The organism is Azotobacter armeniacus, from assembly GCF_054779355.1.
Window position 1 is genome coordinate 39,061 of the sequence record NZ_BAAGYK010000139.1, and the last position, 25,086, is coordinate 64,146.

The 25,086-nt window shown below is 63.8% G+C and carries 24 protein-coding genes; 16 read left to right on the plus strand and 8 right to left on the minus strand.

Translation table 11 applies throughout. The annotated features are described in order from the left end of the window. Positions 1-7: 7 nt before the first annotated feature. From csy3 to ACYVD0_RS18805, 6 genes are all read right to left on the minus strand, one after another. The gene (gene csy3, locus ACYVD0_RS18780; protein WP_460428215.1) at positions 8-1,045 is read right to left on the minus strand and encodes a type I-F CRISPR-associated protein Csy3; all 1,038 of its coding nucleotides are present in this window, start codon (positions 1,043-1,045) and stop codon (positions 8-10) included. Next, positions 1,045-2,010 carry a type I-F CRISPR-associated protein Csy2 gene (gene csy2, locus ACYVD0_RS18785; protein WP_460428216.1) on the minus strand — a complete coding sequence of 322 codons (966 nt, stop codon included), beginning with the start codon at positions 2,008-2,010 and terminating at the stop codon, positions 1,045-1,047. Before csy2 ends, csy3 begins: the two co-directional genes overlap by 1 nt. Then, positions 2,003-3,310, minus strand: coding sequence for a type I-F CRISPR-associated protein Csy1 (csy1, locus tag ACYVD0_RS18790; protein ID WP_460428217.1), 1,308 nt, complete (start codon positions 3,308-3,310; stop codon positions 2,003-2,005). The genes csy2 and csy1 overlap by 8 nt, the downstream gene beginning before the upstream one ends. Positions 3,311-3,556: 246 nt before the next feature. Then, the gene (gene cas3f / locus ACYVD0_RS18795) at positions 3,557-6,814 is read right to left on the minus strand and encodes a type I-F CRISPR-associated helicase Cas3f (RefSeq protein ID WP_460428218.1); all 3,258 of its coding nucleotides are present in this window, start codon (positions 6,812-6,814) and stop codon (positions 3,557-3,559) included. After that, a complete protein-coding gene (gene cas1f / locus ACYVD0_RS18800; protein ID WP_460428219.1) occupies positions 6,811-7,788 on the minus strand; it encodes a CRISPR-associated endonuclease Cas1 in 978 nt (325 codons plus the stop codon). Before cas1f ends, cas3f begins: the two co-directional genes overlap by 4 nt. Before the next feature lie 558 nt (positions 7,789-8,346). Beyond that, positions 8,347-9,027 (minus strand): hypothetical protein, encoded by a 681-nt coding sequence (locus ACYVD0_RS18805; RefSeq protein WP_460428220.1) that lies wholly within the window; start codon positions 9,025-9,027, stop codon positions 8,347-8,349. A gap of 448 nt (positions 9,028-9,475) precedes the next feature. On the opposite strand from ACYVD0_RS18805, the gene ssb reads away from it, so the two are divergent. The 15 genes from ssb to ACYVD0_RS18880 all read left to right on the plus strand — a co-directional run bounded on the left by ssb (position 9,476) and on the right by ACYVD0_RS18880 (position 21,695). Next, complete coding sequence (gene ssb, locus ACYVD0_RS18810) at positions 9,476-9,970, plus strand: single stranded DNA-binding domain-containing protein (protein ID WP_460428221.1); 495 nt, start codon at positions 9,476-9,478, stop codon at positions 9,968-9,970. Positions 9,971-10,123: 153 nt separating this feature from the next. Next, complete coding sequence (locus ACYVD0_RS18815; protein ID WP_460428222.1) at positions 10,124-11,257, plus strand: recombinase RecT; 1,134 nt, start codon at positions 10,124-10,126, stop codon at positions 11,255-11,257. A 133-nt stretch (positions 11,258-11,390) separates the two neighbouring features. After that, the gene (locus ACYVD0_RS18820) at positions 11,391-11,570 is read left to right on the plus strand and encodes a hypothetical protein (RefSeq protein ID WP_131255201.1); all 180 of its coding nucleotides are present in this window, start codon (positions 11,391-11,393) and stop codon (positions 11,568-11,570) included. Continuing rightward, complete coding sequence (locus ACYVD0_RS18825) at positions 11,551-12,060, plus strand: hypothetical protein (protein ID WP_460428223.1); 510 nt, start codon at positions 11,551-11,553, stop codon at positions 12,058-12,060. The genes ACYVD0_RS18820 and ACYVD0_RS18825 overlap by 20 nt, the downstream gene beginning before the upstream one ends. A 135-nt stretch (positions 12,061-12,195) precedes the next feature. Then, on the plus strand, positions 12,196-12,816 hold the full coding sequence (locus ACYVD0_RS18830) for a hypothetical protein (protein WP_460428224.1): 621 nt from the start codon (positions 12,196-12,198) through the stop codon (positions 12,814-12,816). Beyond that, complete coding sequence (locus tag ACYVD0_RS18835) at positions 12,803-13,843, plus strand: lambda-exonuclease family protein (protein ID WP_460428225.1); 1,041 nt, start codon at positions 12,803-12,805, stop codon at positions 13,841-13,843. Before ACYVD0_RS18830 ends, ACYVD0_RS18835 begins: the two co-directional genes overlap by 14 nt. Before the next feature lie 292 nt (positions 13,844-14,135). Next, complete coding sequence (locus ACYVD0_RS18840) at positions 14,136-14,417, plus strand: AbrB/MazE/SpoVT family DNA-binding domain-containing protein (protein WP_460428226.1); 282 nt, start codon at positions 14,136-14,138, stop codon at positions 14,415-14,417. Beyond that, on the plus strand, positions 14,389-14,784 hold the full coding sequence (locus ACYVD0_RS18845) for a type II toxin-antitoxin system PemK/MazF family toxin (RefSeq protein ID WP_460428227.1): 396 nt from the start codon (positions 14,389-14,391) through the stop codon (positions 14,782-14,784). The genes ACYVD0_RS18840 and ACYVD0_RS18845 overlap by 29 nt, the downstream gene beginning before the upstream one ends. 210 nt (positions 14,785-14,994) lie before the next feature. Further along, positions 14,995-15,255, plus strand: coding sequence for a type II toxin-antitoxin system Phd/YefM family antitoxin (locus tag ACYVD0_RS18850; protein ID WP_040107296.1), 261 nt, complete (start codon positions 14,995-14,997; stop codon positions 15,253-15,255). Next, positions 15,252-15,593 (plus strand): type II toxin-antitoxin system RelE/ParE family toxin, encoded by a 342-nt coding sequence (locus ACYVD0_RS18855; RefSeq protein ID WP_460428228.1) that lies wholly within the window; start codon positions 15,252-15,254, stop codon positions 15,591-15,593. Before ACYVD0_RS18850 ends, ACYVD0_RS18855 begins: the two co-directional genes overlap by 4 nt. Continuing rightward, on the plus strand, positions 15,590-16,060 hold the full coding sequence (locus tag ACYVD0_RS18860) for a hypothetical protein (RefSeq protein ID WP_460428229.1): 471 nt from the start codon (positions 15,590-15,592) through the stop codon (positions 16,058-16,060). The genes ACYVD0_RS18855 and ACYVD0_RS18860 overlap by 4 nt, the downstream gene beginning before the upstream one ends. 237 nt (positions 16,061-16,297) lie before the next feature. After that, positions 16,298-18,829 carry a MobH family relaxase gene (mobH, locus tag ACYVD0_RS18865; RefSeq protein WP_460428230.1) on the plus strand — a complete coding sequence of 844 codons (2,532 nt, stop codon included), beginning with the start codon at positions 16,298-16,300 and terminating at the stop codon, positions 18,827-18,829. Further along, entirely contained in the window at positions 18,822-20,660 is a 1,839-nt protein-coding gene (gene traD, locus ACYVD0_RS18870; RefSeq protein ID WP_460428231.1) for a P-loop NTPase family protein, read from the plus strand. The genes mobH and traD overlap by 8 nt, the downstream gene beginning before the upstream one ends. Positions 20,661-20,674: 14 nt before the next feature. After that, on the plus strand, positions 20,675-21,052 hold the full coding sequence (locus tag ACYVD0_RS18875) for a hypothetical protein (RefSeq protein ID WP_052264068.1): 378 nt from the start codon (positions 20,675-20,677) through the stop codon (positions 21,050-21,052). After that, positions 21,045-21,695 (plus strand): DUF4400 domain-containing protein, encoded by a 651-nt coding sequence (locus ACYVD0_RS18880; protein ID WP_460428232.1) that lies wholly within the window; start codon positions 21,045-21,047, stop codon positions 21,693-21,695. Before ACYVD0_RS18875 ends, ACYVD0_RS18880 begins: the two co-directional genes overlap by 8 nt. Positions 21,696-21,936: 241 nt before the next feature. Here the strand turns inward: ACYVD0_RS18880 and ACYVD0_RS18885 are convergent, their stop codons facing one another. Next, positions 21,937-23,139 carry an NAD(P)/FAD-dependent oxidoreductase gene (locus ACYVD0_RS18885; protein WP_460428233.1) on the minus strand — a complete coding sequence of 401 codons (1,203 nt, stop codon included), beginning with the start codon at positions 23,137-23,139 and terminating at the stop codon, positions 21,937-21,939. 67 nt (positions 23,140-23,206) lie between these two features. Between ACYVD0_RS18885 and ACYVD0_RS18890 the strand changes: the two genes are divergently transcribed. Then, the gene (locus ACYVD0_RS18890) at positions 23,207-24,208 is read left to right on the plus strand and encodes a GlxA family transcriptional regulator (protein ID WP_460428234.1); all 1,002 of its coding nucleotides are present in this window, start codon (positions 23,207-23,209) and stop codon (positions 24,206-24,208) included. A 155-nt stretch (positions 24,209-24,363) separates the two neighbouring features. Here ACYVD0_RS18890 and ACYVD0_RS18895 read toward each other — a convergent pair whose 3' ends face one another. Further along, the gene (locus tag ACYVD0_RS18895) at positions 24,364-25,026 is read right to left on the minus strand and encodes an NADPH-dependent F420 reductase (protein ID WP_460428235.1); all 663 of its coding nucleotides are present in this window, start codon (positions 25,024-25,026) and stop codon (positions 24,364-24,366) included. Positions 25,027-25,086: the final 60 nt, after the last annotated feature.

Sequence of the window (25,086 nt, forward strand, 5' to 3'; positions counted from 1 at the left end):
CTTCCCCTTACTCGGCGGCCCCGAAGACGCCGCCGCGGATCAGGTTGGCCATGACGTAATGCTGCTGTTCGGTCGACAGCGGTTGGTCCTTGAGGACCCAGCCGTCGAAGAGCGTGTAGAAGTCGGCCTTCTGTTTGGGCTGGCGATAGGCCTTGCCCTGGGAGGTGACGGAGCCGTAAGGCTCGACGGCGATCGGCCCGAGACCCGTCTCCACCTCGGGATACCAAGTGTCGATGGTGCGCAGCGCATTGCCGATCTTCTGCGAATGCATGCCGGCGACGTTGCCCACGGTGTACAGCGTCTTGCTCTTCTGGCCCTTCTTGCTGTCGCCGCGGTCGAGGATCAGTTCCTGGGAGGGGAAGACCTCCTGGCCGTCGCCGATCCGCGCGTAAGCGCAGACTTCCAGCAGTACATAGTCGCTGCCGGACAGGCCGCGCTCGATCACCCCACCCAAATCGTTCAGTCCGGCCGCCTCGCTGCCGGCCTCGAAATCCCGCAGGGGCAGTTTCAACGCATCGAAGGTCCAACTGGTGGAGGCCTGGCCTTCGCGCAGGTGGGCAATGCGCACCTCGACGGCCTCGGCACCCACCCGGTTGCGCCAGAGGAAGCGGCCGTTGGCCAGGTTGCAGGCATAGCGACGGGCCAGTTCGGCGAAGCCGATCCCCTCGACGTAGCCCTGCACCTTTTCCTCCAGCTTCTGCTGGTAGTCGGCGTTGTTGCAGGCCGATGGCCGGCCGGCGCCGCCCAACACGCGCAGCGTGAAGCGCACGCGCAGGGTGTCGGCGTCGCCGGGGAGCGTGGCCATATCCACGGTCTGCAGGTTGGGCTTCTGGATTTCCGCATCGAGCTTGGCGGAGTCCTGGGCGCCGGCCTTTAGGCGGTTGGAGATAGTTCCGCGCACGGATTTCTCGCGCACCTCGACGGCCTTCCAGCGGGCGCCCGAGTCGCGGTCGTCCCAGCGGCCGGCGCTGAACAGGGCGTCGGAGGGATCGAGCTTGCGCTCGAAAGCCAGTACGGAGGCGGTTTTCAGATCGGTCTTGGCCATTATGCGTTTTCCTTGTGCGATGTCTGGCGGGCGGAGAATGTGTTGATGCAGCGATAGAGGCCCCGCTTGGGGTCGGCGTGGTGGCGCCAGAGCAGCTGCTGAAGATCGCCCAAGCGATGGGGGCTGACCCACTCGCCCAGGCTGTACAGGCTTTCCACGAAGCGGAACGGGGTTTGCCCGTCGCGGGCGTTGGCGACGCTGCCAGTGGCATGGAGTTCGGATAGGGCGGCATAGCCCACGGGCAGGGGCACCAGCCAGCCGGGTTTTCCGCGGATGGACCAGAGGACTTTCCCGGGCGTCTGCGGATCGTCCGGTCCCGGTTCGACGTTCAGCCGCGAAAGATCCAGCAGGGCGTCCAGCGCCGTGCCGTCCGGGTGGGCCGCCCGCAGTTCCTGCAGGTGCGCGGCGAGCAGGTCGTCGCGGGCGACCAGGGCGAAACCGGGCAGCAGGCGCCGGCGCAGCCTGCGGAAGGCTTCGGCGTTGTGCTCGCGGGTGGCGTACCAGTCGATCAGCTCCGCGGCATGGCGCGCGCCGTACTGCGGCAGGATGCTGCCACCGGCCAGGCGCATGCCGTGCGCCACTTCAAGGGCCGCAGCCGCCAGTCCCGGGCGCAGGTCTTCGTCCAGCGGTTCGAGCACCTCAATTACCAGACTGACCTTAAGGTGGACGCGGCCTTCCTCGACCAGTGCCGGACTGCCGCCGTCCTTGTCCAGCGGGTTGCGCGTCAGGCGGAACACCTGGGTGCGCCGCCCCGGCGGCTGGAAGGTCTGCGGCTCGAAGCTGTGGCAGACGATGCCGACGCCGCCCAGGCGGACGTCGTACTCGGCCAGGCGCCGCTGCAGAGCATGGGCGAATCCGGTGAAGGCCGAGGGGGCGGGAAAGCCCCAGCTCAGCGGACCGGAAACGGCATTGGCGTTCTGCACGTGCAGTCGCGGCAGGAGCAACAGGGCGGTGGTTCTAGTCATGGTTTTCCAGCTCCAGGCGCAGGAAGTGCATTTCCCGGTCGAGCACCCGGCTCCACTCGTGGTTTTCGGCATCGCCCATGGGGTTCTGCTTGTCGCCGAGGCGGGCGTTCAGCCAGTTGCCAAAACGCTGGCAGACCGTTTCCACCCAATCGCTGTGCTGGCGGCGCTGGGCGAAGTCCGGGTCCGTTTCGGCGCGATAAGGATCGAGCCAGAACTGCTCGTCCGCGTTCAGGCGGCAGTTGGGATCGGCGCTCCAGTCCGCCGGCAGCTCTTGGATTTCCGCGGCGAACTGCAGGACCTCGTCGCAGATCCGCGCCACCAGTTCGGCGCGGGTGTCGCGGATGCGCCGGTTGGTGTAGTCCCCGGTGCTGCGCAAGAACTCGCGCAGGCTGCGGGTCAGTTCGCGCAGGGCGGGGCGGCGCTGGAGCCAGACGGAAAGCACTGTCGGCACGGCGAGGGGAGGGCGTGCCCCCTGGGAGCGCCAGTTGGGCGGGCAGGAGGGAAGCAGATAGCCTTCGCCATGGCGTTCGCTGTTCAGCTGGCTGACGTTCTGCGGCTTGGTGCCGCCGAACTTCTGGATCGCCAGGCCCGGGTACTCGCGATAGCCCTCGGAGTGGGGGCGGCCCTCCTGACGGGCCGCGCGTGCCGCCTTGCCGGCCTCCGAGAAACGGTCCTCGCGGATGATCCGGTGCATCGCCTGTACCAGGCTGGTGGGGTAGAGGGGTGCGAGCAGATGGTAGCCGCCCTCGGGCAGCGGCCAGTACAGCTGCTTGGCCAGGGGGTGGGAGGCTGCCGCACCTTTGTCCCGGGTGATGCCGGCGAAGGCCTGCATCCAGTCTTCGGCCTCTTCGTGAGAGTCGCCGAAGGCGGCCCGCAGCGCCGGATCGCCGCCGATGGCGCGGCGCAGCAGGGATTTGTTGGCGTACTCCAGCCGGAGGAATTTGTAGACGTCCAATGCCGCGGCGTTACCCACCACATCCTCGGGCAGGTCTTCGCCCAGCGTGTGGCTGCCGACCAGCGCGTCTCCGGCCTGCGGGTTTCCCGTGCTGTGCAGGTTGCTGCCGCGGGCTTCCGGGTGGGTGTACTTGAGCGCGTGGGTCACCAGCTGAATCTGCGCGACCCGCCGCGCCGCATCGGCGATCCAGGCTTCCGGCCGATGGGTGGCCTGCAATTCCAGACGCTTTTCGGCTTCGCCGTCCTTGAGCTTGTCCAGCTTGAGCTGCAGGCGCTCCTCGACGAACCCGGCGATCAGTGCGCGCAATCCCGCTATTTCCGCCTTGTCAGGCTCTTCCCTCGTCATGGAGGCTCCTTCTCTATGGATGGCTTGACTGGTGCTTGAGCGCTCCAGTGCTCAAGCCCGTAAGAAATGTATGTGATTGAGGAAAGAAAAATCAACCATCTAATGTTTCTTTAGAAAAACTCAATACAATGAGCGAAAGCCTGAGTTCAGCTACAATTCTTCGACTGCCGCAAAGGCAGCTCAGAAGATCTAGTGTTTCTTTGCCATTCACTGCCGAAAAGGCAGCCAGCCAGGCAGGTAATTGCTTCAAGGCAAATACCTGCCGAACCCCAGGGCAGGGTGGTAACGCCACCCCTGTTCCGCGCCCCTGGCTGGCAGATCGATATAGCCGAAGCGCTCGGCGCAGTAGCGCGGCTCCAAATCCAGCCGCTTGGCCAAGGCTTCCAAGGCGGCCTGGTAATCCGGCTCGCCCCAGAACGCCATGCCCCTGCCGGGCGTCGCCCCCAGGGGCTGGAGAAGGCTGTTCGCCGGGGTCGGTGCCGCTTGTTGTTCGTAGCGGTAGAACTGGATTTCGCCGTCGTCGTCCGGCAGCAGACCGTAGCGCTGGCGGCCCTGTGGGTCATCGCGGAAGGGATGGCAGCGCTGCAGTTCGCCGCTCAGGGCTGCCCGGGATTGCCACTGCCACCACCAGTCGGCCGGCGTCGCTAGGAACTCGCCCTGGGTTTCCTGGCCCAGCATCTGCACCTGCAGCCGTGCGTGTTCGAGGTCGATCAGGTTGTCGTGAGGCTGTAGCTCGGGACGTTCACGTATCCGCGTCGAGGCGTCGATCACCGCCAGCTGTTCGGCGGTCAGCAGTTCGCTCAGCCGGTGGCTGTTGAGCAGGAAGTCCTCGCTCTCGAAGCCTGGCCGGCAGAAAGCCGGCCGGTCCGGGCCGCTGCTCAGGGCCTTGATGTTGCTGTCCAGCAGGTGGAGGTTCGGTGTCCTGCAATTTCCTGGACGGTGCCGACGGATGCGCCCGGCGAGCTGGATGATCGAGCGCATCGACGAGGGCTCGACGATGCCCCAGTCGTAGTCGTGGTCGCGGCCCACCTCGGCCACGGCGGTGGCCAGCACGACGAAGACCTGATCCGCCTCGTCGGATTTGTCCAGGCTCTGGCACAGTTTCGGGTCGGCGAAGAGGGCATCGGGCCGCTGGCGGTTCAGCAGCCGGTCTAGCTGCTGCTCGATGCCAGACCGCACCAGCAGCGGGTGTTGCGCGTGGTAGCAGCACAGGTGGATACGCACGCTGGGCGGCGCGTCCAAGGCGTACAGCGCTTGGACGGTATCCAGCAGGGGATCGATGTTGGCCATGCGGATCAGGCCAAAGCTGACCCGCTTGCCGGTCCGCGGGTCGGGCGTATGGTGCTGCGCGTGCAGCTCGAGCGCCTGTCCGAGCAGCTCGCCGGCCAGCTCACGGCACAGTTCCTGGCGGCTGCCGCGCCCGAGCGGCAGGGGCCGGACGATTGCCTGGCGGCGTACCTCGGCCTTGGCAGCCAGGGCGGCGAGGCGTTTGTCGACGAAGCTCCGGTGCTCCTGCATGAAGGCTTTGCCGTCGGCGCACGGGACGGCATTCACGGCGAATTCGTCGAACCAGGCGCAGCAGATCTCCGGGGCGGTGCCGGGGATACCGCGGTTCTGCTGGAAGAGGCGCCGGCCGGCGGCGTAGGCCTCGAACAGCCCCTGCACGAGGGCGGGCGGTAGGGTCGCCGAGGACAGCAGGACCCTGCTGCCCAGGAGCCCTGCCCAGTGCACCAGCCGGGAGAGGCCGTACAGATCGGCCAGGTCGAAATCGTCCGGTTCGTCGAGCACCAGGTCGGAAGTCAGCAGGCGCAGCATCGCCGGGATCTGCCGACCGCCGCGCACGCCCTCGGTGGCTGGCATCAAGTGATCGATGGTGCAGGCGAGGATCGGGGCGTTCAGCAGTTTCTGCGCGTCCGGGCTCCGCTGCAGCCAGCGGTTGAGCGGGCCGTCCTCGAGACTGCCCTCGAAATGCACGAAGCTGTTTTCCGGCAGGAGATCCCCGGCCGACTCCGAGCCGGTGCCGGCCAGAGGATCATGGAGCTGCCGGGTCGCGCCGCCGCCGACCAGTACCGCCATGTCCTCGGGGCCCAGTCCCAGGCGCTGTCGGTAGGCGTCGCCGGTCTGCAGGGTGAGGCTGCGCAGGCCCAGCGCCAGGCAGAAGCGGGCGCCGCGCTGCGGGTCAGCCAGGGCGTAGAGGATGCGGCCGTTGGCCAGGGTTTTGCCGCAGCCGGTGGAGGCCATGTTGACCCCGAAGAAGCCCTGTTCGGCCGAGCGCCGCTGCAGGCCGGCCGCCAGATCGTAGGCCTTGTCCTGCCAGCGGAAGCGCGGATCTGCGCTGCGCCGGCGGAAGCCCTTGTGGCGGGCGATGCGCGGTAGGTTATCGGCCAGGCGCGGCAGGCTGCGCAGAATCCGGCTGGCGTTGACCTTGACGCCGATCAGATGCTCGTCGAGCCGCTGTTTCAGCTCCCCCGTTTCCCGGTCAGTGTTGGCATGCAGCGAGAAGCCCTTGTCGCCGTAACGGGCATGACTGGGTTGGCTGGAATAGAAGTGGTCCGCCAGCATCAGCACCAGGCGCGCGACGTGCATGGCGTAGGGATTGTCGCACCAGTCGGTGGCTAGGACGCCATGCCGCGCCAGCAGGCTGGAGGCAATTCGGCGCACGTGGCTGCGCCAGTGGGCGCTGGCGAAGGGCAGACCCTTCTTGAAGGTCCAGCAGGCCTGGATCTCTTTGGCCGTGGCTTCGCCACGGGCGCCGCACCAGGCGGCGGAAAGCTGGCTAGGCAGTTTCGCCAGGAGCTCCGGGCGCACGCCGGCCTTGCCGTCGTGACTGGCCGGCAGTCGATGGTGGCTGAGGATCAGCCAGCCGACCGCCCGGGCCAGGGGCGGCAGCTTGTTGAACGGGCTGCGTGGCAGCTTGACCAGACCATCGGCCTGGAGGTTTTGCAGCCACTGATCATCGGGCTTGTCCGGCAGGTCGACCAGGTGCTGCAGCCATTCCTCATCACTGCTGCCGCCGACAAAGGCCTCGAAGAGGCGCAGGGACACCCATTCGTGCCGGTAGGCATCGGCCACGGGCGTCCGAGCGTGCCGGGGGGCCAGCTTATTCTGGAAGGCCAGGCTGGCTTTGCCCAGGTCATGGAACAGCGCGGCCAGAGCGGTCAGCAGACGGATGTCCTCGCCCGTGTGCCAGTCGTTCTCGTCCTCCCGTCGCAACACATTGCGCTCGGTGCTGTTGGTCGGTACTGCCCCCTGGGGGTTGAAGCGGCTGGCGTCGCCCACCACCCACAGCAGTTCGCTGTGGTCCTTGCCGCGAATCAAGTGGCAGGCGACCGCCGTGTTGCGCCGCGCGGTTTTGCGCAGCAGTCGGTGCAGGGTGTCCAGACCCTGCTGGGTGATGGGCGTCTGCCAAGTGCGCTCGCCGCGGCGCTCGGCAAATTGATCGAGGATGCGGCGGGTTTCGCTCAGGGCGCGCTTGCTGCACTCGGAGATCAGCAGGATGTTCATGGGCGCGCTCCGCCCAGCCGTTGGGCGACGGCCTGCAGGTTGTCGATCATGAAGTCGAGCGCTTCGCTGCGTGTCAGGTTTTCCAGGCAGGCTTGACGGAATTCCTGCTCCTCGTCGCCGCCCATGGCGGAGAGGAAGGCCTGCGGGAGGATCAGCGCGTCCTTGACCAGATCGGCCACGTCGAACACCAGACCACCGCGGCGGGTCTTGCCGTGCAACACGGCCAGGCCATGGGGCAATCCAAGCACCCAGGTAGCGGTGGCGGCCAGACCGTAGGCCAGGTAGTTGCCGTGATCGAGAAAGCGGTTGGCCGGATCGCCGCCGCTGCCGCGCTTGGCCCGCACGAAGTCTTCATAGCCGACCGCCTGCGCCGCCAGGCGGAACAGCTGCTTGGTCAGGCGAGCTTCCTCGGTGAGCAGGAAGGTGCCGTCTGGAGCCGTCTCCAGGGCTTTGCCGGTGAGAGCCAGAAGGTTCTTCAACTGCCCAGCGTCGACTTGGAAATCGGCGTCGCGCAGCCAGCGGCCGTTCAGCCAATGTCGCTCGATCAGTTCTAGGCGGGCTCGCTGGAAGGCTTTCGCCGCTTCCTGGCGTTTGCCCTCATCGAACCAGAAGGACACCCAGCGCTGCAGGTATTCGGTGGGGCGGTATTCGCTCTGCGGACAGAACCAAGCAACCTCGATGTCCATTTCGTTGGCGCTGAACAACGGGGTACCGCCGCCGCCGGCAAAGCCCACCAGCACACCGGCCTTGGCCAGCTCGCGCATCGCCGCCTGGGTGATGGAAGTGCCGGTACCGAGCAGCAGCGTGGTGGTGTTGGCGATCGGAATATTCCAGTACAGGGAGCGTTTTCCCTCGTCGGTGACGTATTCCACCCGTCCGCCGTTGACAAGCACCCGGCAGTGTTCGAGGTAGTAGAGATTGGCGCGTTTGGAGTGCAGGATGGTTTTGAGATCGGAGGGGGAGAAGTCGTCCATGGCAAGGCTCGTACTAGCGGAAGGCTAGCCATGCTAGGCCTTAGGCCTTGGTGTCGACAAGGCGAAGACTGGATATTTGTACATGTAAGCTTTTCAAGCAGATAGGTTAAGCCATCAGTAACCTATTGAATTACAAGAAATTTATTGCTCTTAACATGTATGAAATTTGCTTGATAAATCAATGGGTTGTCGCCCTTATGACACAGTAGGACTACGCGGCAGTAAAGAACTTTTCCGTCCTGCGCTCCAGACGCTTCGTGTTTTTGAGCTGCCTATGCGGCAGTGAAGGGCACGCCCAAGGACCAGCCAGTGGCTATCCATTTCTGAGCTGCCTACACGGCAGTGAAGTTGGCTGTGCCGCACGTCATCGTCCCCGCCTGTGCGCCCTGGAAAAAAGGTCAGAGCAGGGGAACAGTTGCGCTGTTGCTCAGACTATAGGCAGTGAAGAAAACGGCTTGAGTTTGCACCCGATAGTGAGCCAGTTCGGCGGTGGTTGCGACCACAAGGGCAGTGAACACGCCTGTCTCAGTGTAGCGCCGCAGCTTAATTTTGTTGTTTTCACCATGGATACAGCTCATCCGGCAGAATATTGGAGGGCGTTTTTGAGGAGCTGGGTGCCTGCTGAGCCTGGACGCGCACAGGCGGCAAGGGCTGTATGGGCTGTGCGGAAACTCGGACGGGTGGCATGGGCTGGGCAGGAACGCGGACGGGGGGCCGTGCTTGAATGGCCACCGGCAGGTCCTTGGGCGTGCCGTTCACCAGCACCAGCCACTCGTCGTAGGTCAGTCGGGACTGGCCCTGGCACAGCTTGTTGCGCACGCGGATGTAGTCGTTCACTTCTTCGCGTGCCGAGGCGTTCACCGCGTAGCCGGGGGCGGCGTAAGCCACGAGGTTGCCGGCGTGCTGGCAGTTGCTGGCGTAGGTGGAGGGCGGGACCGCGACCATGGCCAGGGGCGCTGTACTGGCGACCTGCAGCTCCGGGTGCAGGCGGCCCGAGCGGGTGTCGAGCTGGTCCTGGGGGCTCACCGTGTGCTGGTAGGTGGGTTTGCGCAGGGCCGCTCCGCCGCGGCCCTGGTGCCCCCAGCTGGTGTGGTAGTCGCGCAGGTCGGGCTCGTATTCGCTGACGGCGAACTTCGGCCCCGTGGGAACGGGTGGTGCCTCCGGCTTTTTATCCTTGGAGCAGCCGGCGACGGCGATCGCGCTGAGGGTCAGCGCCAGCAGAAAACAGGGATGTTTCATCGGGGTTCCTCATCGATGGATTCGGCCCCATTGTGAAAAGCCAATCCGCTCCTGTGTGGCCATTTCGCGCCACTTTATGGCTTGATTTTGGGGGCTCTGGACAGACCGAAGGACGACCGCAAATTTGCGTGCGGCGGCTCGATTGCAATAGGCGGCGGACTGTTGCAGACTCCAGCCACGCCCTTGTGCGGCGCTAAATAGGCCTGCCGGAACTCCGGCAAGTGCCCTTCAAGCCCTGGTGGCTTAATCGGCTGAATAAAGCCGTCAAGAATTCCCCCCATTAAATTGGCCGACGTGCGTCTGCCGATTTAGTCGCGTAGTGACTACGCGGACGGGTGGTGCCGTCTCATAAATCACCTTAAAAACGCTCTTAAAAAACCAACCCATCGGGGTCGCAGACTCCCGTTGGGGAAAATGCCGCCCCGTATTATCCCGAAAGGAGAATCTTATGGCGCGCGGTGTCAATAAAGTCATTCTGCTCGGCAATGTCGGCGGTGATCCGGAAACTCGCTCCATGCCCAACGGCAATGCGGTGACCAACATCACACTGGCGACTTCCGAAACCTGGAAAGACAAGCAAACTGGCCAGCAGCAAGAGCGTACCGAATGGCACCGCGTGGTGTTCTTCGGCAAGCTTGCTGAAATCGCTGGAGAATATTTGAAGAAAGGCGCTCAGGTTTATATCGAGGGCAAACTGCAAACCCGCAAGTGGCAGGGACAGGACGGCCAAGACCGGTATACCACGGAAATCGTGGTCGACCAGAATGGCACCCTGCAACTGCTGGGCGGGCGCAGAGACGGAGGTGAGGGGCAATCCCCGCAACCTCGGTCAAGCGCAGGTGGAAGTCGCCCGCGTCAATCTGGAAATCGAGCAGACAAGTCGACTCCGGCTCCCCAGCCGGCGCCTGACTATGATGCTTTCGATGACAACATTCCTTTTTAGGAAACTTCAAAAACGGCGGACATGAGTTCAGGTCCGCTTTTTAGTCTGTGAAATCAAGCGCCGGAAATACTCCCGGCACTATCCAAACCCTGAGGGGCGACTTGTCCCTTTGGGGGCCGTTCGCCCTGAAGGTATTCTGAAAGGAGAACGGTTATGAGCGAAGTTCAAAAAGAGTTTCAAACTGCAGTGGCAGTCATTGCCAAACTTGAGCCAAAGTTTGTCGAGCTGGTGAAGACATCGAATACGGATGTCTTGTTCAAGAGTGAGATGCTGTATGCCTCGCAGGCATTGATGAACAACGATTATCTCTGCCGGGCAGCGCTCAGCAACCCGCTGAGTCTGCGTAATGCGTTCAGCCAGGTGGCCGCGTGCGGCCTCACGCTGAATCCCGCCCGGGGTTTCGCGTACCTGGTGCCTCGCGATGGGCAGGTCATCCTCGATGTGTCCTACCGGGGCATGATCAAGGCGGCCGTGAACGATGGGGCGATCAGGGACTGTATCGTCGAGTTGGTCTACGCGAAGGACGAATTCGTCTATCGCGGCAAGCGGCAGAGCCCGACCCACACGTTCAACCCCTTCGACAAGAAGGGCGATCGTGGGGAGTTTGTCGGGGCCTTTGTCGAGGCCTTGCTGCCCGATGGGCGTGTCCATGTGGAGGCCGTCACCGCCGAGGAAATCCACGCGGCGCGCGAGGCTTCCGAGCTGTGGAAGCGGAAGAAGAAAGGCCCCTGGGTCGACTTCTTCGCCGCCATGGCGAAAAAGAGCGCCATCAAGATCGCCAGGAAATACTGGCCTCAGTCGGGACCCAAGCTGGATGAGCTTATCCAGTACCTCAACACCAACGGTGGCGAGGGGTTCGCTTCGCAAGACGTGCCGCTGGCGGTCGTCGAGCGGGTGATCGGGGCCAGCGATGAGGTCGAGCCGGTCGAGCCGCTGCCCACTTCCAACCAGGAGGAGGCTGCGAGCGAGCCGTCTCCCGCCGCTCAACCGGCGAAAGTCGATCCTGAACCCGAAAGGGCTGATCCGCCTGCTGCCGAACCTGCTGCCGATCCTGAGCCGCAGGCCGTCGAAGGCGAGGTGATGCCCGCGAAAGAGCCGGAACCCAAGCCTGCCGAACTGCCCGAGAAGGTCGTGAAAAAGGTGGCGGAGCTGGTTCGCCGTGCCAGTGCTCAGGGTTGCTGGGCAGCGGCCAAGGAGTATGTCTCCACGTGGCCTGAAGAGGCACGGCAATACGCGCTTCAACGGCTCAAGGCCGGCGAATACCTGGCGGCGAGCGAAGGGGAGTGAACCCGCCGATCTGATCGCGACCATCCTGTTGCTGCTGTTGCCGTAAGGCCTGCAGTCATCTGAAACCCACCCTGAGGGGGCATGTCCCTCTCCGGGGGTGTGCCTTTCTCGGGGACGAGAAAGGAATCACACCATGCGGACTTACCTGTTGAGCGTCACCGACATGAGCACCCGGCAGCGGGTTTCGTTTCGGTGTCGGGCCACAACCTTCGCGGCAGCGATGAAGATGGCCGAGAAGGAGCATCCCGGCTTTTTTGCGGCACTGCGTTCTGCGTTCAAGGAGGGGCACAACCATGCGCCCATCGACACCTGAGCGTCTGAAGGCTTCGCTGCGGGACTGGCTGGAGATGAAGGAGACGGGCGAGGGCCTTGCCTGTTGTGCGGACGAGATGATCGAGCAGATCCAGGCGAAGTTGGCGGTATTGGAGCAACTGCTGGGTGAGCTTGCCGCACAGGGTATGGGCTTCACGCTCAAGCATTGCCAGCACGATGCCTGGGGGATGATCTGCCTCGATGCATCGGAACCCGGACGCTACCGCTGGCAGGCGTTTCGACGTGACGGCTTCACCGGCCACAGCACGTTCGATTCCAGCGAGCAGTGCCTGGGCGACCTGGTGGATGACGGTTACACGCTCCCCGATTCGGGGGCGCTGGATCGTCTGGCCGCCACGGTCGAGTGGCAGCGCGGCATGGAGGTCGTCGCAGTGATTCAGGCCTGCAATGCAGGACGGATGAGCTACGAGGATGCCTTGCGCGCGCGTGAAGCAATCGATGCCCGGTACGCGAGCGGCACAGCGCGCTGATACCGGCTGAGCGCTGGAATTCCAGCAAAAAAAATTCCCTGAGGGGCGAACCTGCCCCTCTGGGGGACTCGTTCGCCTCGAGGGGCTGCTTGGGTTTTCGAGCCTGGGTGGTGCACTCAAGAAAAGGAGAACGAGATGGAAGCTTTCGAGACCTGCCAGGTGGCCTACCGCCTGGCGCAGCACGAGCTGATCGCCCACCAGCGCTCGGCGTTCGCACAAGAGATCCAGTCCGGGACCATGCTGCCGGCCTTGAGCCTGTACATGGATCTGGACAACTGGCTGGACAATCCGGCGCTGGAGTCTCTGAGCGAGGACGATAAGGCTCTCCTGCGCGAGTGGGGCGAGTCGTACACGAAGCAACTGTCGGCCTTTCATGCGAGGGCCGAAACGCTGCATGCAGCGACCCATGAGCGGCTGCTCAGGGCGCTGCAAGCCCTCGGCGAACAGGCCGGTCGCGAGTTCCTGAAGCTTCAGGGGCCTCTCGAGAGGCGGATCGCCACGGTGCTCACCAATGCCAGCCAGATCCGCCAAAACAAGCTCGACGGGATAGGCTCAGTCGGTGGGGTACTGGGAACAGAAACAACCCGCTTCGCTCAGGGGTTCTACAAGACCTCGGGGTTGAACCCGAAAGAGCTGTCGGAAGGGCTCTCGGAGGATTTGAAGCGGTGTTACCTATATCGATCGGGTGTACCCATCCCGGACGAAAAAACTCGCCTGGGATTCGCTGACGAGGAGGTGAACGATGAAGGTCGTTGATCTCGAGCAGCGGACCCCGGCGTGGCAGCAATGGCGTCAGGAAGGTGTCAGCGCAACCAGTTGCGCCGTCATCATGGGGCACAACCCCGACAAGACGCCCCTCGAGCTCTGGAAGGAGCTGGTCGGACTGACGACCCCGCCCGACCTGTCGGTTGTTCCGCAGGTCAGGCGTGGCCAGAAGTTCGAGCCGCTGGCCCTGCAGATGTTCGAGGAGAAATACGGCCAGCTGGGCTTGCCGATCTGCGCCGAGTCGCAGGAGCACCCGTTCATCCGGGCCTCCTTCGATGGCCTGCTGGGTGATGGTGCCCCCGTCGAGATCAAGAATCTCGCGGAGGACAATCATCTGCAGGTGTTGGCGCTGCGGGACAAGAGCCCGGCCTTCCAGCTCTATCGCTGGCAGGTCATGCACCAGCTGATCGTCTGCGGCGCGCGGCGTGGCTACCTGTGGTTCTGGTCGCCCAAGCACGAGCCGTGCTGCCTGGTGGTCGAGCGGGATGACCTGCTCATCCAGCGGATCATCGAGGCAGAAAAAATCTTCTGGAACACGGTGGAAACCGGGACGCCCCCGGCAGCCACTCCCCTGCGGGATGTGCTGCCGATGGAGCAGACCGACGAAGCCGCCTGGAAGGCGTTGGCGGAAAAGCGTCGCGAGCAGGAGGCCAGGCTGGTCGCCCTCAAGGCGCAGCTGAGCGCGCTGCAGAAGGAGGCCGGCGAGCTGGACACCCAGCTCAAGCTCCTCGTGAGAGCGGCTGGGTTCCGCCGAGCCGATGCCTACGGGGTGAAGATCACCGCCTACGACGTGGCAGGCGCTGTCGACTGGAAGGCGATTGCCGAGGAGCTGGCCCAAGGGAAGGACATTCCGGCGGACCTGATCCAGAAGCACCAGGGCGACAGTGGCTGCCGGACGCGCATGACGGTAGATCCCCACTTCAACCCGAACCAGCCGGCACCGGAGCCTCGCATCCGCAAGCCGGCACAACCCGAACCGGAGGAACAGCCGCCCTTTGCGGCCGGTTTCTGGTTCTGATGCACAATCCTTCAACCCGGCCTCGCGCCGGGTTTTTTTGTCCGCCGTTGGTCCCATAGGATTAAAGGTTTATCCCATTGAATAAGAGCGGCCCGCTGAATCTCCCTGCGCGAGGAGCATGCCCCAAAGGCGTGGGTACATTGTAAAACATCCTAGGACGTATTACATTGTTGTCACGCTCAGCGAGTGGGCGGTAACCAACAATAACCACCCTGTAACTCAGTAAGAAAACCGCAATTTCCGAGGTCCGGCCTACATTAGGTGACCTTCCAACATTAGAGGCTCTTTGACCATGATCACCCAAATCCGAAAGGTGGGTAACAGCGCTGGCGTTGTGATCCCGTCCGCCTTGCTCAAGGAGGTGAAACTCACCGTTGGCGCAGAGATCGATCTGACCGTTGAAAACGGCGTTTTAAACATCAAACCCGTGAAGGAAAAACGGCAAGGCTCACGCGAAGTTTCTTTGAACTGGCTGCTCGCCGACTTTCAGGATGTCGAGGGCGAACTAATCCCAGGCGCCGTGGGCGCAGAGGTGCTGGAAGACGATGACGCGAATTACCGAAGCAGTCCGTAAACAGCTCAAGCCTGGCGATCTGATCAGGATCGCCCTCGACCCTACGGTAGGCTCGGAAACTCAGAAGACCCGTCCATGCATCGTGCTGACGGAGCAGGCGCTCAACGCGGTGAGCCGGACCATTATCGTGGTGCCCCTGTCCACGGGGAGCGGGCCGATCATGCGGCTATTTCCCGTCCTTGACCCGACACAGAATGATTGCGGGATGCACGGATCTGCGGTGGTCACCCAGATGCGGGCGCTCGATCCTGTCGCCCGCCAGGGCCAATGGCTCGGCAGAATCACTGACCCGGCGTTCCTTGAGGCGGTCAGACTGAACCTGGCCGCTACGCTCGGCATTACGCTGGATCTGCTCGACCCACGGTAAGCCGTCGCAGAAACTCGAACCAGCCGGCACCAGTGCTTCGCATCCGCAAGCCGGCGCAACCCGAACCGGAGGAGCAGCCGCCCTTTGCGGCCGGTTTCTGGTTCTGATGCACAATCCTTCAACCCGGCCTCGCGCCGGGTTTTTTGTTTTGTCGACGCAGATCTAAATTTAGTCTATAAATAGACTTCTTAAACGCAGGACCTTGCTGACATGAAAATCGAGACGATCAGCTTCTTGAAGAAGCACGCCGCATCGTTGGATCTAACCGAGCCCATGGTGATCACCCAGAACGGTCTGCCCGCCTATGTCATCGAGTCCTATGCCGAACGCAAGCAGCGCGATGAGACGATTGCGCTCGTCAAGCTCCTGGCATTGGGGTCCCGTGACAAAGAGCAAGGCAAGCTGGTGTCGGGCGACACGCTCCTGGATCGCTTGGCACAACGATGCCAGCAACCCAAAGGAACCCCATGAGCTTCGACGTTCAGTTTGCTACTACTGCTGAAACCAGCCTGTTTTCCCAGATCGCCCACCTGGAGCCGTACCACGGCTATGACGGGGCCTATGAAAAGCTCTCCACCTTGGTGGCAGAAGTTATACGCCGCCTGGCCAATCACCCGTTGGGCTACCCCATCAGCGCACAAGCCAGCGAGCTTGGGATCACCCATTACCGGGAGCTCAATCACGACGGCTACCGCGTCTTCTATGAATGCGACGAGGAAAAGCGCCTCGTGGTGGTCCTGCTCATCCTGGGGCAGCGACAGAGCATCGAGCAGCAGCTGATCCATTACTGCCTGATGTTTGATCGTTGAGCCGTAACCGCCAGTACACCTGGCAAACCGCCGAACCCGCCCTTGGTGACGGTCGTTTATCGGTGCTGGTCTGGGGAAGTGGCCAAGAGCGTGGGAAAACTATCCGCCAGCCGGCCGATACCGGCACCGGCACCGGAATTTACAACAAGCTAAAAAGAGAAACGGCGATGAGCAATAAATACACCCTCGACCAGACCGAACTAGACGAACTCGCCGCCAATTGTCGCGCCCTCTCGGAGTTCATCAAGGATGAAGAAGACGATGGCCGCGCTGCTGAGCTGAGAGAGATTTATGGGACATTCGTGGACATTTTGACCGGCGTGCACAGTGGCGCCCCCGACATGGCCGACACCCTCAAGGCCATCAATGTGCGCGGACAGGACAACCAGGCGTTGAACGACCTGCACGGTGCCGCTTCTGCCTTGGTGGTAGCCATTGAGCGCGAGTGGGATCGGCGCAAAGTCTGACCCGCCGTCTGCACCACAAAGGCCTCGCATACCACCGGGACTACTGGCGCGGGCGCCTGGAGGAAATTCACTGGCCCGAGTGAGCAGATCAATATCCCAACCCCCGTGCAGTCCTGCTGCCGGGGGTTTTTTCGTGTCAAACCGGTAATTTCAAGCCAAAAAGTGGCGTGAAATGGCCGCACAGACGCGATTTGATTTCCGATCATGGGGGCTCGACCCACTGCTACGAGAGTCCTCATGCTACTTACCGCCATCAAACGCTGGTTGTTCGGCGACAACTACGCCTCGCTCTTCGCCGAGGCGCCCCATCCGGCCGAGCGGCTGATTCCCCCGGAGCTTCGCCCCTACCTGGAAAACCATAACTGGCGGAACCTGCGCTATCCCCCCTATCAGGAAGGCTATCCCGGCAAGGTGACGGGCGAGTGGTTAATGCGCCACTACCAGCGCAAGCTGGTCGACCGCATCGCAGGCTCCATCGGCCTGCCGAAGGACGAGTACCAGCGCTACGTCGAACCGATCCTGATCAACTTCGCGGAGCTGGCGCACCTGCTGCCGGCCTCGGAGAACCATCACCACGCCGGTCCCGGCGGGCTGCTGCGGCACAGCCTCGAAGTCGCCAACCTCACCCTGGATGGGTGCCTGACCACCGCCTTCGACACCGCCGAGACGCCGGCCCGGCGCAGCACTCGCCGCTGGCGCTGGAATGTGGCGGGCGTTGCGGCAGGCCTGCTGCACGATGCCGGCAAGGCTCTCACCGACCTGCGCGCCACCGACTTCGAGGGCAAGCTCGAGTGGAGCCCCGAGCAGGAAACCCTCCACCAGTGGGCGGGGCGCCACAAGCTCGACCGCTACTTCCTGCACTGGAATGCCCAGCGCCACGAAAAGCACATCCAGGCCTCGGTGGCCCTGGTGTCGACCCTCATACCCGCCGAAGCCCGCGCCTGGATTCAGGGAGGCGGACGGGACATCTACGATGCCCTGCTCGATGCGATTGCGGGCAACGCGAACCGTGCGCCCCTGACCGAGCTGGTACGCAGGTCGGACTCGGCCTCGGTCAAACGCGACCTGCTCAAGGGGCCGAGCAATGCCCGAGGCGGGGATACCGGCGTGCCGGTCATCCGCCTGGTCAGCGATGCCATGCTGCGCCTGCTCAGCACGGGACGCTGGACGGTCAACGTGCCGGGCAGCCGGGTATGGGTGGCCACCGATGGCGTCTATATCGCCTGGCACAGCGCCGCCGAGGAGATCGTCAGCCTGCTGGTGAAGGATGGGATCGTGGCCATCCCGCGCTCGCCGGAAACCCTCCTGGCCATCCTGGCGGATCATGGCCTGGCCCAGCGCCGGGACGATGGCGACCTCTACTGGCTCGTCACCCCGCACGCCCTGTGCAGGAACGGCAAGGGGCCGGCTCTGCGCTGCCTGAAACTCAGCTCTGCGGACGTGCTGTTTCCGCATGTGCCGGTCCCGCCGCCGACCTCCATTCTCCTCGGCAAGGAGGGCGAGCAGGTCGAGCTGATCGCGCCCAACGAAAAAACTCCGTTCGATCGCGAGAAGCCGGTTTCCGCGCCGACCGCGGTGCCCGCCCAGGAACCCGCGGCGGCGAAACCGCAGCCGCCGCGCCGGCCCGAGCCGGCTCCCGAGGCCGAGCAGAGCGGCATTTCCGTTCCCCGGCCGACCGAACCCAGTATCCCGTCGATGCCAGCCCCGGCGGCTGCCGAGGTGCCCTCGAACGTCCCGCCGGCGCCCCAGCCCCCCATGGAAGAGGCAATGGACGATCCGGATGCGGATCTGGAGCGGATGCTGCTGGGCACAATCTCGCCGGAACAAAGGGCCCTCGCGACGTCCAACCTGGAGTCGGCCCCGGAGCCAGAGGCGCCGGAATTCCCCCGAAAAAGCGGCAAGGTTTCGCTGGCCGAGCTGCTGGGCACGCCGGTCGATGGAGAGGCGCCCCCCGAGTCGAGCGCCGAGACGGCTCCCCGAAAAGCCGCACGCGGCAAGGTTCCGCTGGCCGAAATGCTGGGCACGCCCGCCGATGCCCCGTCGGCCCCTGAGCCAAGCCCCGAGCCCGAGGCCACCCGCGGCAAGGTCTCGTTGGCCGCACTGCTGGCCGAGCCGGCGCACTCCGACAGCCAGCCCCAGCCGGCCCCCGAGCCGTCCATGCCCGACAAGCGGCTGCTGACCCCCGAGCAGGAAGCGCGACTGGCGCCGGCGGAGATCGCCCTCCTCGAGGCCCAGCCCGCGTTCGCCCGCAAGCTCCTGGCCTGCCTGGGCATTTCGCAAGAATTGCGGCTGGTCAGTGGCAGGGTATTCGTGCCGCTGTGCGACAGTCCTTACAACAACGACGACATCCTGCCGCTCTTCCGCGCCGACTGGCTCTGGCAGGACTTCACCCGGGAAGGCGCCCCGCTCACGCGAGCCTGGCATAAGCGAACCGGCTTCGTCTTGACCGCCCAACCGAGTCTGATCCTCTGCAAGCTCGCCGGGCTGGACTGGGACGTTCCGCATATCAGCCGTGTCCCGGTGGAAAAAATCCCCTCATACCGCCATTACCTGGCGGCGGTGCTGGAGCAGGCCCGCCCCGAGAAGATGGGCGAGGTGAACACGCTGGTGGTCAACCCGACCCAGGTCGCCACGGTCGCCGAGCGCCTGAATGCCTCCGCCCTGGAAATCGAGGAGGCCATTTTCTACCTGCGCGATGCGATGAAGGTTCATACCCGCAAGAAGACCTATATCCGTGCTCTGCCCCAGGAGGTCCCGACTCATGAGTGAATGGAATTACACGAACCTCTGGCGCCCCAACTACGAGGCCGCGGAGGCGACTGCCTGGTGTGCCTCCATGGCGGCCAGCACGGCGGTGCACCTGCTGAGCAGCATGCCGCTCACCCCCTACCTGATCACCCTGGGCGTGCAGGCCGGCTTCGCGCTGGCGGCGCTGCCCAAGGCCATCCGCCTGCACCGGGCCAAGGCGTGCCTGTGCGGGGTCGAAATGAGCTTTGTCACCCTGGAAGCGCTGCTGAAGGAAACCCGCAAGATGCCCGAGCAGATCTATTACGGCACGGCCTTCGGCTGGGGGCAGAAGCACGGGCAGATGGCCTTCGAGCTGCTGTCGCGGGACATCGACAAGCTGGTGGCCCGCAAGGGCCGGCGCCAGGCGAGCGTCAAGGGGAGCCGCTGGATTCATGGCCTCGGCATGGCGGAGGAGGAGCCCTGTTTCCGGCCGGAAGACCAGCGCTCCATCCACCACCTGATCATCGGCACGACCGGCGCCGGCAAGACGCGCCTGTTCGACCTGCTGATCAGCCAGTGCATCGCCCGCGGGGAGGCCGTCATCGTCATCGACCCCAAAGGCGACAAGGGGCTGGCCGAAACCTGCCGGCTGACCTGCGCGGCGATCGGCAAGCCCAACCGCTTCAAGTACTTCCACCCCGGCCACCCGGAGCACTCGGTGCGCCTCTCGCTCACCAAGAACTACGGCCGGGCCACCGAGGTGGCGTCCCGCGTGGCGGTACTGATGAAGAGCGAGGCGGGCGATCCCTTCCAGGCGTTCGCCCAGATGGCGCTGAACAACGTCATCCAGGCCATGCTGATCTGCAACATCCTGCCCACCCTGGTGGGGCTGCGCCGCACGCTGGAGGGCGACATTCCCGGCCTGACGATCAAGGTCGTCACCGCCTACGGGCGCCAGGTGTTCGGCGAAGCCCCGTTCGACAGCATGGCCGAGGCCGCCGTGCGGGCGGCCAAGGCGCGCGATGTCGAGGCCCGCGCCAAGGTGCTGCGCAAGCTCTACTACAGCGACATCGCCGAGGCCGAGCCGAACCCCGACATCGAGGGCCTGCTCACCATGCTCGAACATGAGCGTACCCATTTCGGCAAGATGATCGCCGGCCTCCTGCCGATCCTGGTCATGCTCACCTCGGGGCACATGGGGCCGTTGCTGTCGCCGGTGTGGGACGATGACGACGAACGGCCGATCTGCGACCTGAACTCGGTCATCAATGCGGCCCAGGTGCTGTACCTGGGCCTCGATGCCCTGTCCGACCCCATGGTCGGCTCGACGATCGGCTCCCTGGCCCTGGCGGATCTGGCCTCGACGGCCGGCGAGATCTACAACCATCGCCAGCCCAAGCCGGTGAACATTTTCGTCGACGAGGCCGCGGAAGTGCTCAACGACCAGCTGATCCAGCTGCTCAACAAGGGCCGCGGCGCGGGGATCAACCTCTACATCGCGACCCAGACCATCGCCGACTTCAAGGCGCGGATGGGCGACGAAGCCAAGGCCCTGCAGGTGCTGGCCAACGCCAACCACATCGTCGCGATGCGCGTGCTGGATACCGACACGCAGGAGTTCATCGCCAGCAAGATGCCCATGAGCCGCTACCAGTACGTCATGCGCACGCAGGGCAACTCCAGCGGCGAGGCCGGCGTGCTGCAGTCGGGCAACGTCGGCGAGCGGCTGATGGAGGAGGAGGGGGAGCGCTTTCCCATGGCGCTCTTGGGCGAGCTGCCGGACCTTGAATACCTGGCGGTGTTCGCCGGCGGCGACATCCGCAAGGGACGCCTGCCCATCCTGCAACTCCCTCAATCCCCATCGGCCAGCTGATCTGGAGTTTCCCTGTGTCTACGTCCATTGCCCGCGATATCCAACGACTGGCCGGCCTCGACGAGCCGTCGACCACCCTGCTGCGCTCCTTCGATCTGGAGTGGCGCTGCGGTACCCGTTTCATCAAGACCCTGCTGCTGGCCGGCTACAACCCGCCGACCATCGGCACGGCGCTGACCGAGGCCCTGCAGCGCTATCAGCGCATGTGCCAGCAGGGCGTGGCGGACTACGAGCGCCTGAAGTTCGTCCTGGGCCACCTCTATCGGGCGCTCGAGCGCGCCGACCAGCTCCCCGGCGACGAGCTGACGGCCCGCTGGGGCCGTCACGCCTACGTCCCGTCCGAGGTCACCGAGTACCTGATCCAGACTTACGGAGCGGCCGAGCATGTCTGAGGTGATCGAGGAGAAGTGGCCGAAAGGACTGGTCACCTCGCTGGCGTTCTTTTTCATCCTGGTCCTGATGCTTGCCACCGTGGTGCCGAACGCCCTGATTGACCGGGTGCTCACCCTGGAGCGACAGTGGGGCTACGACCTGCTGACGCAAGAGGACATGAGCCAGGTGATTCGGCGTACCGGCAGCCTGTACACCACGCTGGTGATCGACTCCGGCGCCAAGGCGGCGGTGTCGGATCTGCTCATGCCGCGGGGTGAGCGGCTGGTCGAGTCCTTCGAAGCGAAGGTCGATGGGTGGTTCGAGTACCTGGCCTCGCGGGGAGCGGCCCTGCAGAAGATCCTCTACCAGATGGTCTACCGCGTCGTGATGATGCTGTTCTGGTTGCCGTTCCTGGCGGTGGTGCTGCTGCCGGCGGTGTTCGCCGGCTGGATGCGCTGGCATGCCAAGCGGCACAGCTTCGACTACGCCTCGCCGCTCCTGAACAACAACGCCGTGGCGATCCTGTCGTGGGGCGCCATCCTGTTGCTGTTGAGCGTCCTGCTGCCGGTGCCGATACCGCCGCTGCTGGTCTGCACCTTCATCCTCATCCTGGTGCCGGTCGTTTTGTCGCTGTTGATCAGCAACCTGCCCAAGCGCATTTGAAGGGGGAAGACGATATGGTTTCATCCTGAGTCGAGTGAGAGGACGTGCGTACTGATGAGGTGCCGCGTCCCCAACCGACCCAAAGCAGCTGGTGGTGGCCAGCAGAGATCGGCCACTTGCAGCCGGCCGCACACGCCCCACCCGATCAGTGAGCGGAGAAATCTGTTGTCTTTTTGCGTGCTGACGGCCAAGACTACTCGGCAAACGCTCCTCTGGCCGTCATCACGGATCGGCTATCTCCTCAAGCCACCGGGATCGACGGGTCGGCGGCCGCCAGCGCCACGGCACGGTCCGCTGCCGGAGGGTAGATCCACTGGGTGTTGATCTGCGTTTTCAGCGTCTTGGCTTCGGCACCGATCAGTTTCTGTTGGCGGTCCCAACCTTCGGTGTACACCGCGCCCCAAGCTCCCAGGTCAAGGCAGGTGACATACTTGGGCTGGCTGTAGACCTGCGGCGCCACGCCGATCAGTTCGGCGGCAGCGTTATTGCCGGCGTGTCGACCCAGTGGGATGGCGTGCTGGCAGGACATGACGCTGAAGTTGCCCAGTTCGTCGGTGGCGGCGCGGGCGGTATCGCCGGCGGCATAGATGTCGGCCATACCCTTGACCTTCAGGTAGCTATCCACCTGCAACCGGCCTGAGGTGTCACGCGGAGCGGAGATCTGTTCAGTGAGGCCGCTGGCGCGGAAGCCGACAGTCCAGATCACTGTGCCAGCATCGATGCGCTGGTCGTCATCAAGCACCACGCCCTGGGCGTCCACCGCAGCGACCGACCGCCCCAGCCGCCACTCGATGCCAAGTTCGCGAGAGGCCTCGAGGATGGCGGGGCGAATGCCATCGCCCAGTGCCGCGCCGACCTGCGCCCCGCGATCGATGACGATGACCCGGACTTCGGCATCGTCGCCCAAAATGGCGCGCAGGCGTGCAGGAAGTTCGGTGGCAGTCTCGATACCGGTGAAGCCGCCGCCGGCGACCACTACTGTATTACGGGAGGTGGATTCCGGTTGACTGGCCAAGGCAAACAGATGCTGCTCAAGGCGCGCGGCCTGTTCGATCTGATCGACGTCGAAGGCATGCTCGGCAAGACCCGGCACCGCCGGGCGGAACAACTGGCTGCCTGAAGCGAGAATGAGGCGGTCGTAGCCCAGCGCGGCTTCGTCACCCTCGGCATTGCGGTAGGTGACCTTGCGCCCTTCGGCATCGATGTTCAACGCCAGCCCCTGGACGAAACAGACGCCGGTGATGGCAAACAAGTCCAGCAGTGGCGCGCGCATATCGTGTACGTTGGGTTCGTAGAAGCGCGGACGGATGCGCAGTTCGGCCTGGGGCGCAAGCAGCGTCACGTGTACGTCGGTGCGGTCATGTTGGTCGAGCAGACGTACGGCGCTCAATGCGCTCCACAGCCCGGCGAATCCAGACCCTATGATCAGTATGTTTTGTTCCATGATGGCTCCCGGCATACGCCCGCTTCGTTTGACGGAGCCATGCTAAAACCGAAAGAATTTTCCAAAAATGACAGATAACCCTGAATTCATGCCAGCTACGCCGCGCACCATTCTGTTCATCGCTTACCCGCAGGTGGGCCTGCTGGACCTGACCGGCGCACAGACAGTGTTCTGGGCCGCCACCAAGGCCATGCACGAGCGCAATCTGCCGGGCTATGAACGGCTGACGGGCACCCTGTCGGGCGGCCCCGTGCAGACGGCGGAAGGCCTGACGGTGGAGACACAGCCGCTTTCCGGCTTCGCAGCAGATGCCATCGACACGCTGATCGTGCCGGGCTCGCCGGAGATTGAGCAGGTGGTGGACGAGTCGGGCGAATTGATTCAGTGGATCGCCGACCACTCCAGGCTAGCGCGGCGCATCGCGTCGGTGTGCAGCGGCACCTTCCTGCTGGCCGAGGCCGGGCTGCTGGAGGGCAAGCGCGCAGCAACCCACTGGGCCATGTGTGATCGGCTTGGTGCGCGTTTTCCGTCCATCGAGGTGGACAACGATGCGATCTTCGTCCAGCAGGACAGCGTCTGGACCTCCGCCGGCGTCAGCGCGGGGATCGATCTGGCTCTGGCCCTGGTGGAAGCCGACTGTGGCCGCGATGTGGCGATGCAGGTGGCACGGGAACTGGTGGTGTTCCTCAAGCGATCGGGTGGGCAGGCGCAGTTCAGCGAGTTGTTGAAGTCTCAGACCAGGGATGCGGCGGTCTTCGACGAATTGCACCGCTGGCTCGCCGATAACCTTGGCCGCCCGAACCTCGGGGTGGAGGTCCTGGCCGATCGGTGCCACATGAGCCCGCGGAACTTCTCCCGGCTGTATAAGCAGAAGACCGGCCGCTCACCGGCCAAGGCGGTGGAGATTTTCCGACTGGAAGCGGCGCGTCGATTACTGGAAGACTCAGAGCGTAATATCGACCAGATCGCCCAGCTGTGCGGCTTTGGCGACGAGGAGCGGATGCGCGCGACCTTCCAGCGCCATTTGGCGATTTCACCCCGGGATTACCGCAAGCGCTTCTCGCGGTAGCTCCCGGGGAAGGTACTTCAGGAGAGTTTATTCTCCTCTTCACCGTCCACTTCAGGTCGCTCTTTACCAGTCACCACCGGCACAGCCCGACCCAAAGTTGACATTGTCCTCAGTCAGCTCCAAGTCTTCTCTCGATCCAGTGGGTTATGGGCTATTCAGCGGCGCCACGATCCCTCGGGCAATTCGACCTGCCGATGGGCCGCAGCCAAGGCAACCTTCAGTCCCTTTTTATCCAGCGGTATGCAGTAGGCGGGTTTAGCCCGTTCGAATCGCCAGCTTTCATCAAGACTGCCCGCATCTACCGCGTCGAATCCAATTTCGTCCAGCAACTTGATCACCAGCGCTTTCGCCGCCGGATCATCCGCAGCGATCGGCAGTGCGCGTCGGTCGGGCGCCGCTTTCGGGCGCGAGTCCTGCACCAAGTCCTGGGCGAGGATTGCATTGAATACCTTGACCACGCTGGAGTGGGGCAGATGCTCGGCGAGCAGGCGGCTGGTGGTGGTTTCGAATCGGTCGAGAGCGGCAATATGACCGTCGCGTTTCGGGTAGTAATTGTTGGCATCCAGCACGGTTTTGCCCTCTAGCCACTTGGCCGGCACGCTTCGGTAATGCCCAAGAGGAATTGCCACGAGTACAACTTCGCCAAATTGTGCTGCGTCCTCGATAGTGCCGACCTGACTACCAGGAATGCCACTGAGCACGCTGCTCATGGTCTGTGGCCCACGTGAATTGCTGAGCATCGCCTCGTGTCCCGCCTCGATGACCAATTGCGCCACTGCACGTCCGATGAAGCCTGCCCCAATAATGCCGATACGCATGTCCTTGCTCCGCTGGTTGGTAAGAAGAAACCATGATGATTGCCAACCAAGGGCAGATAA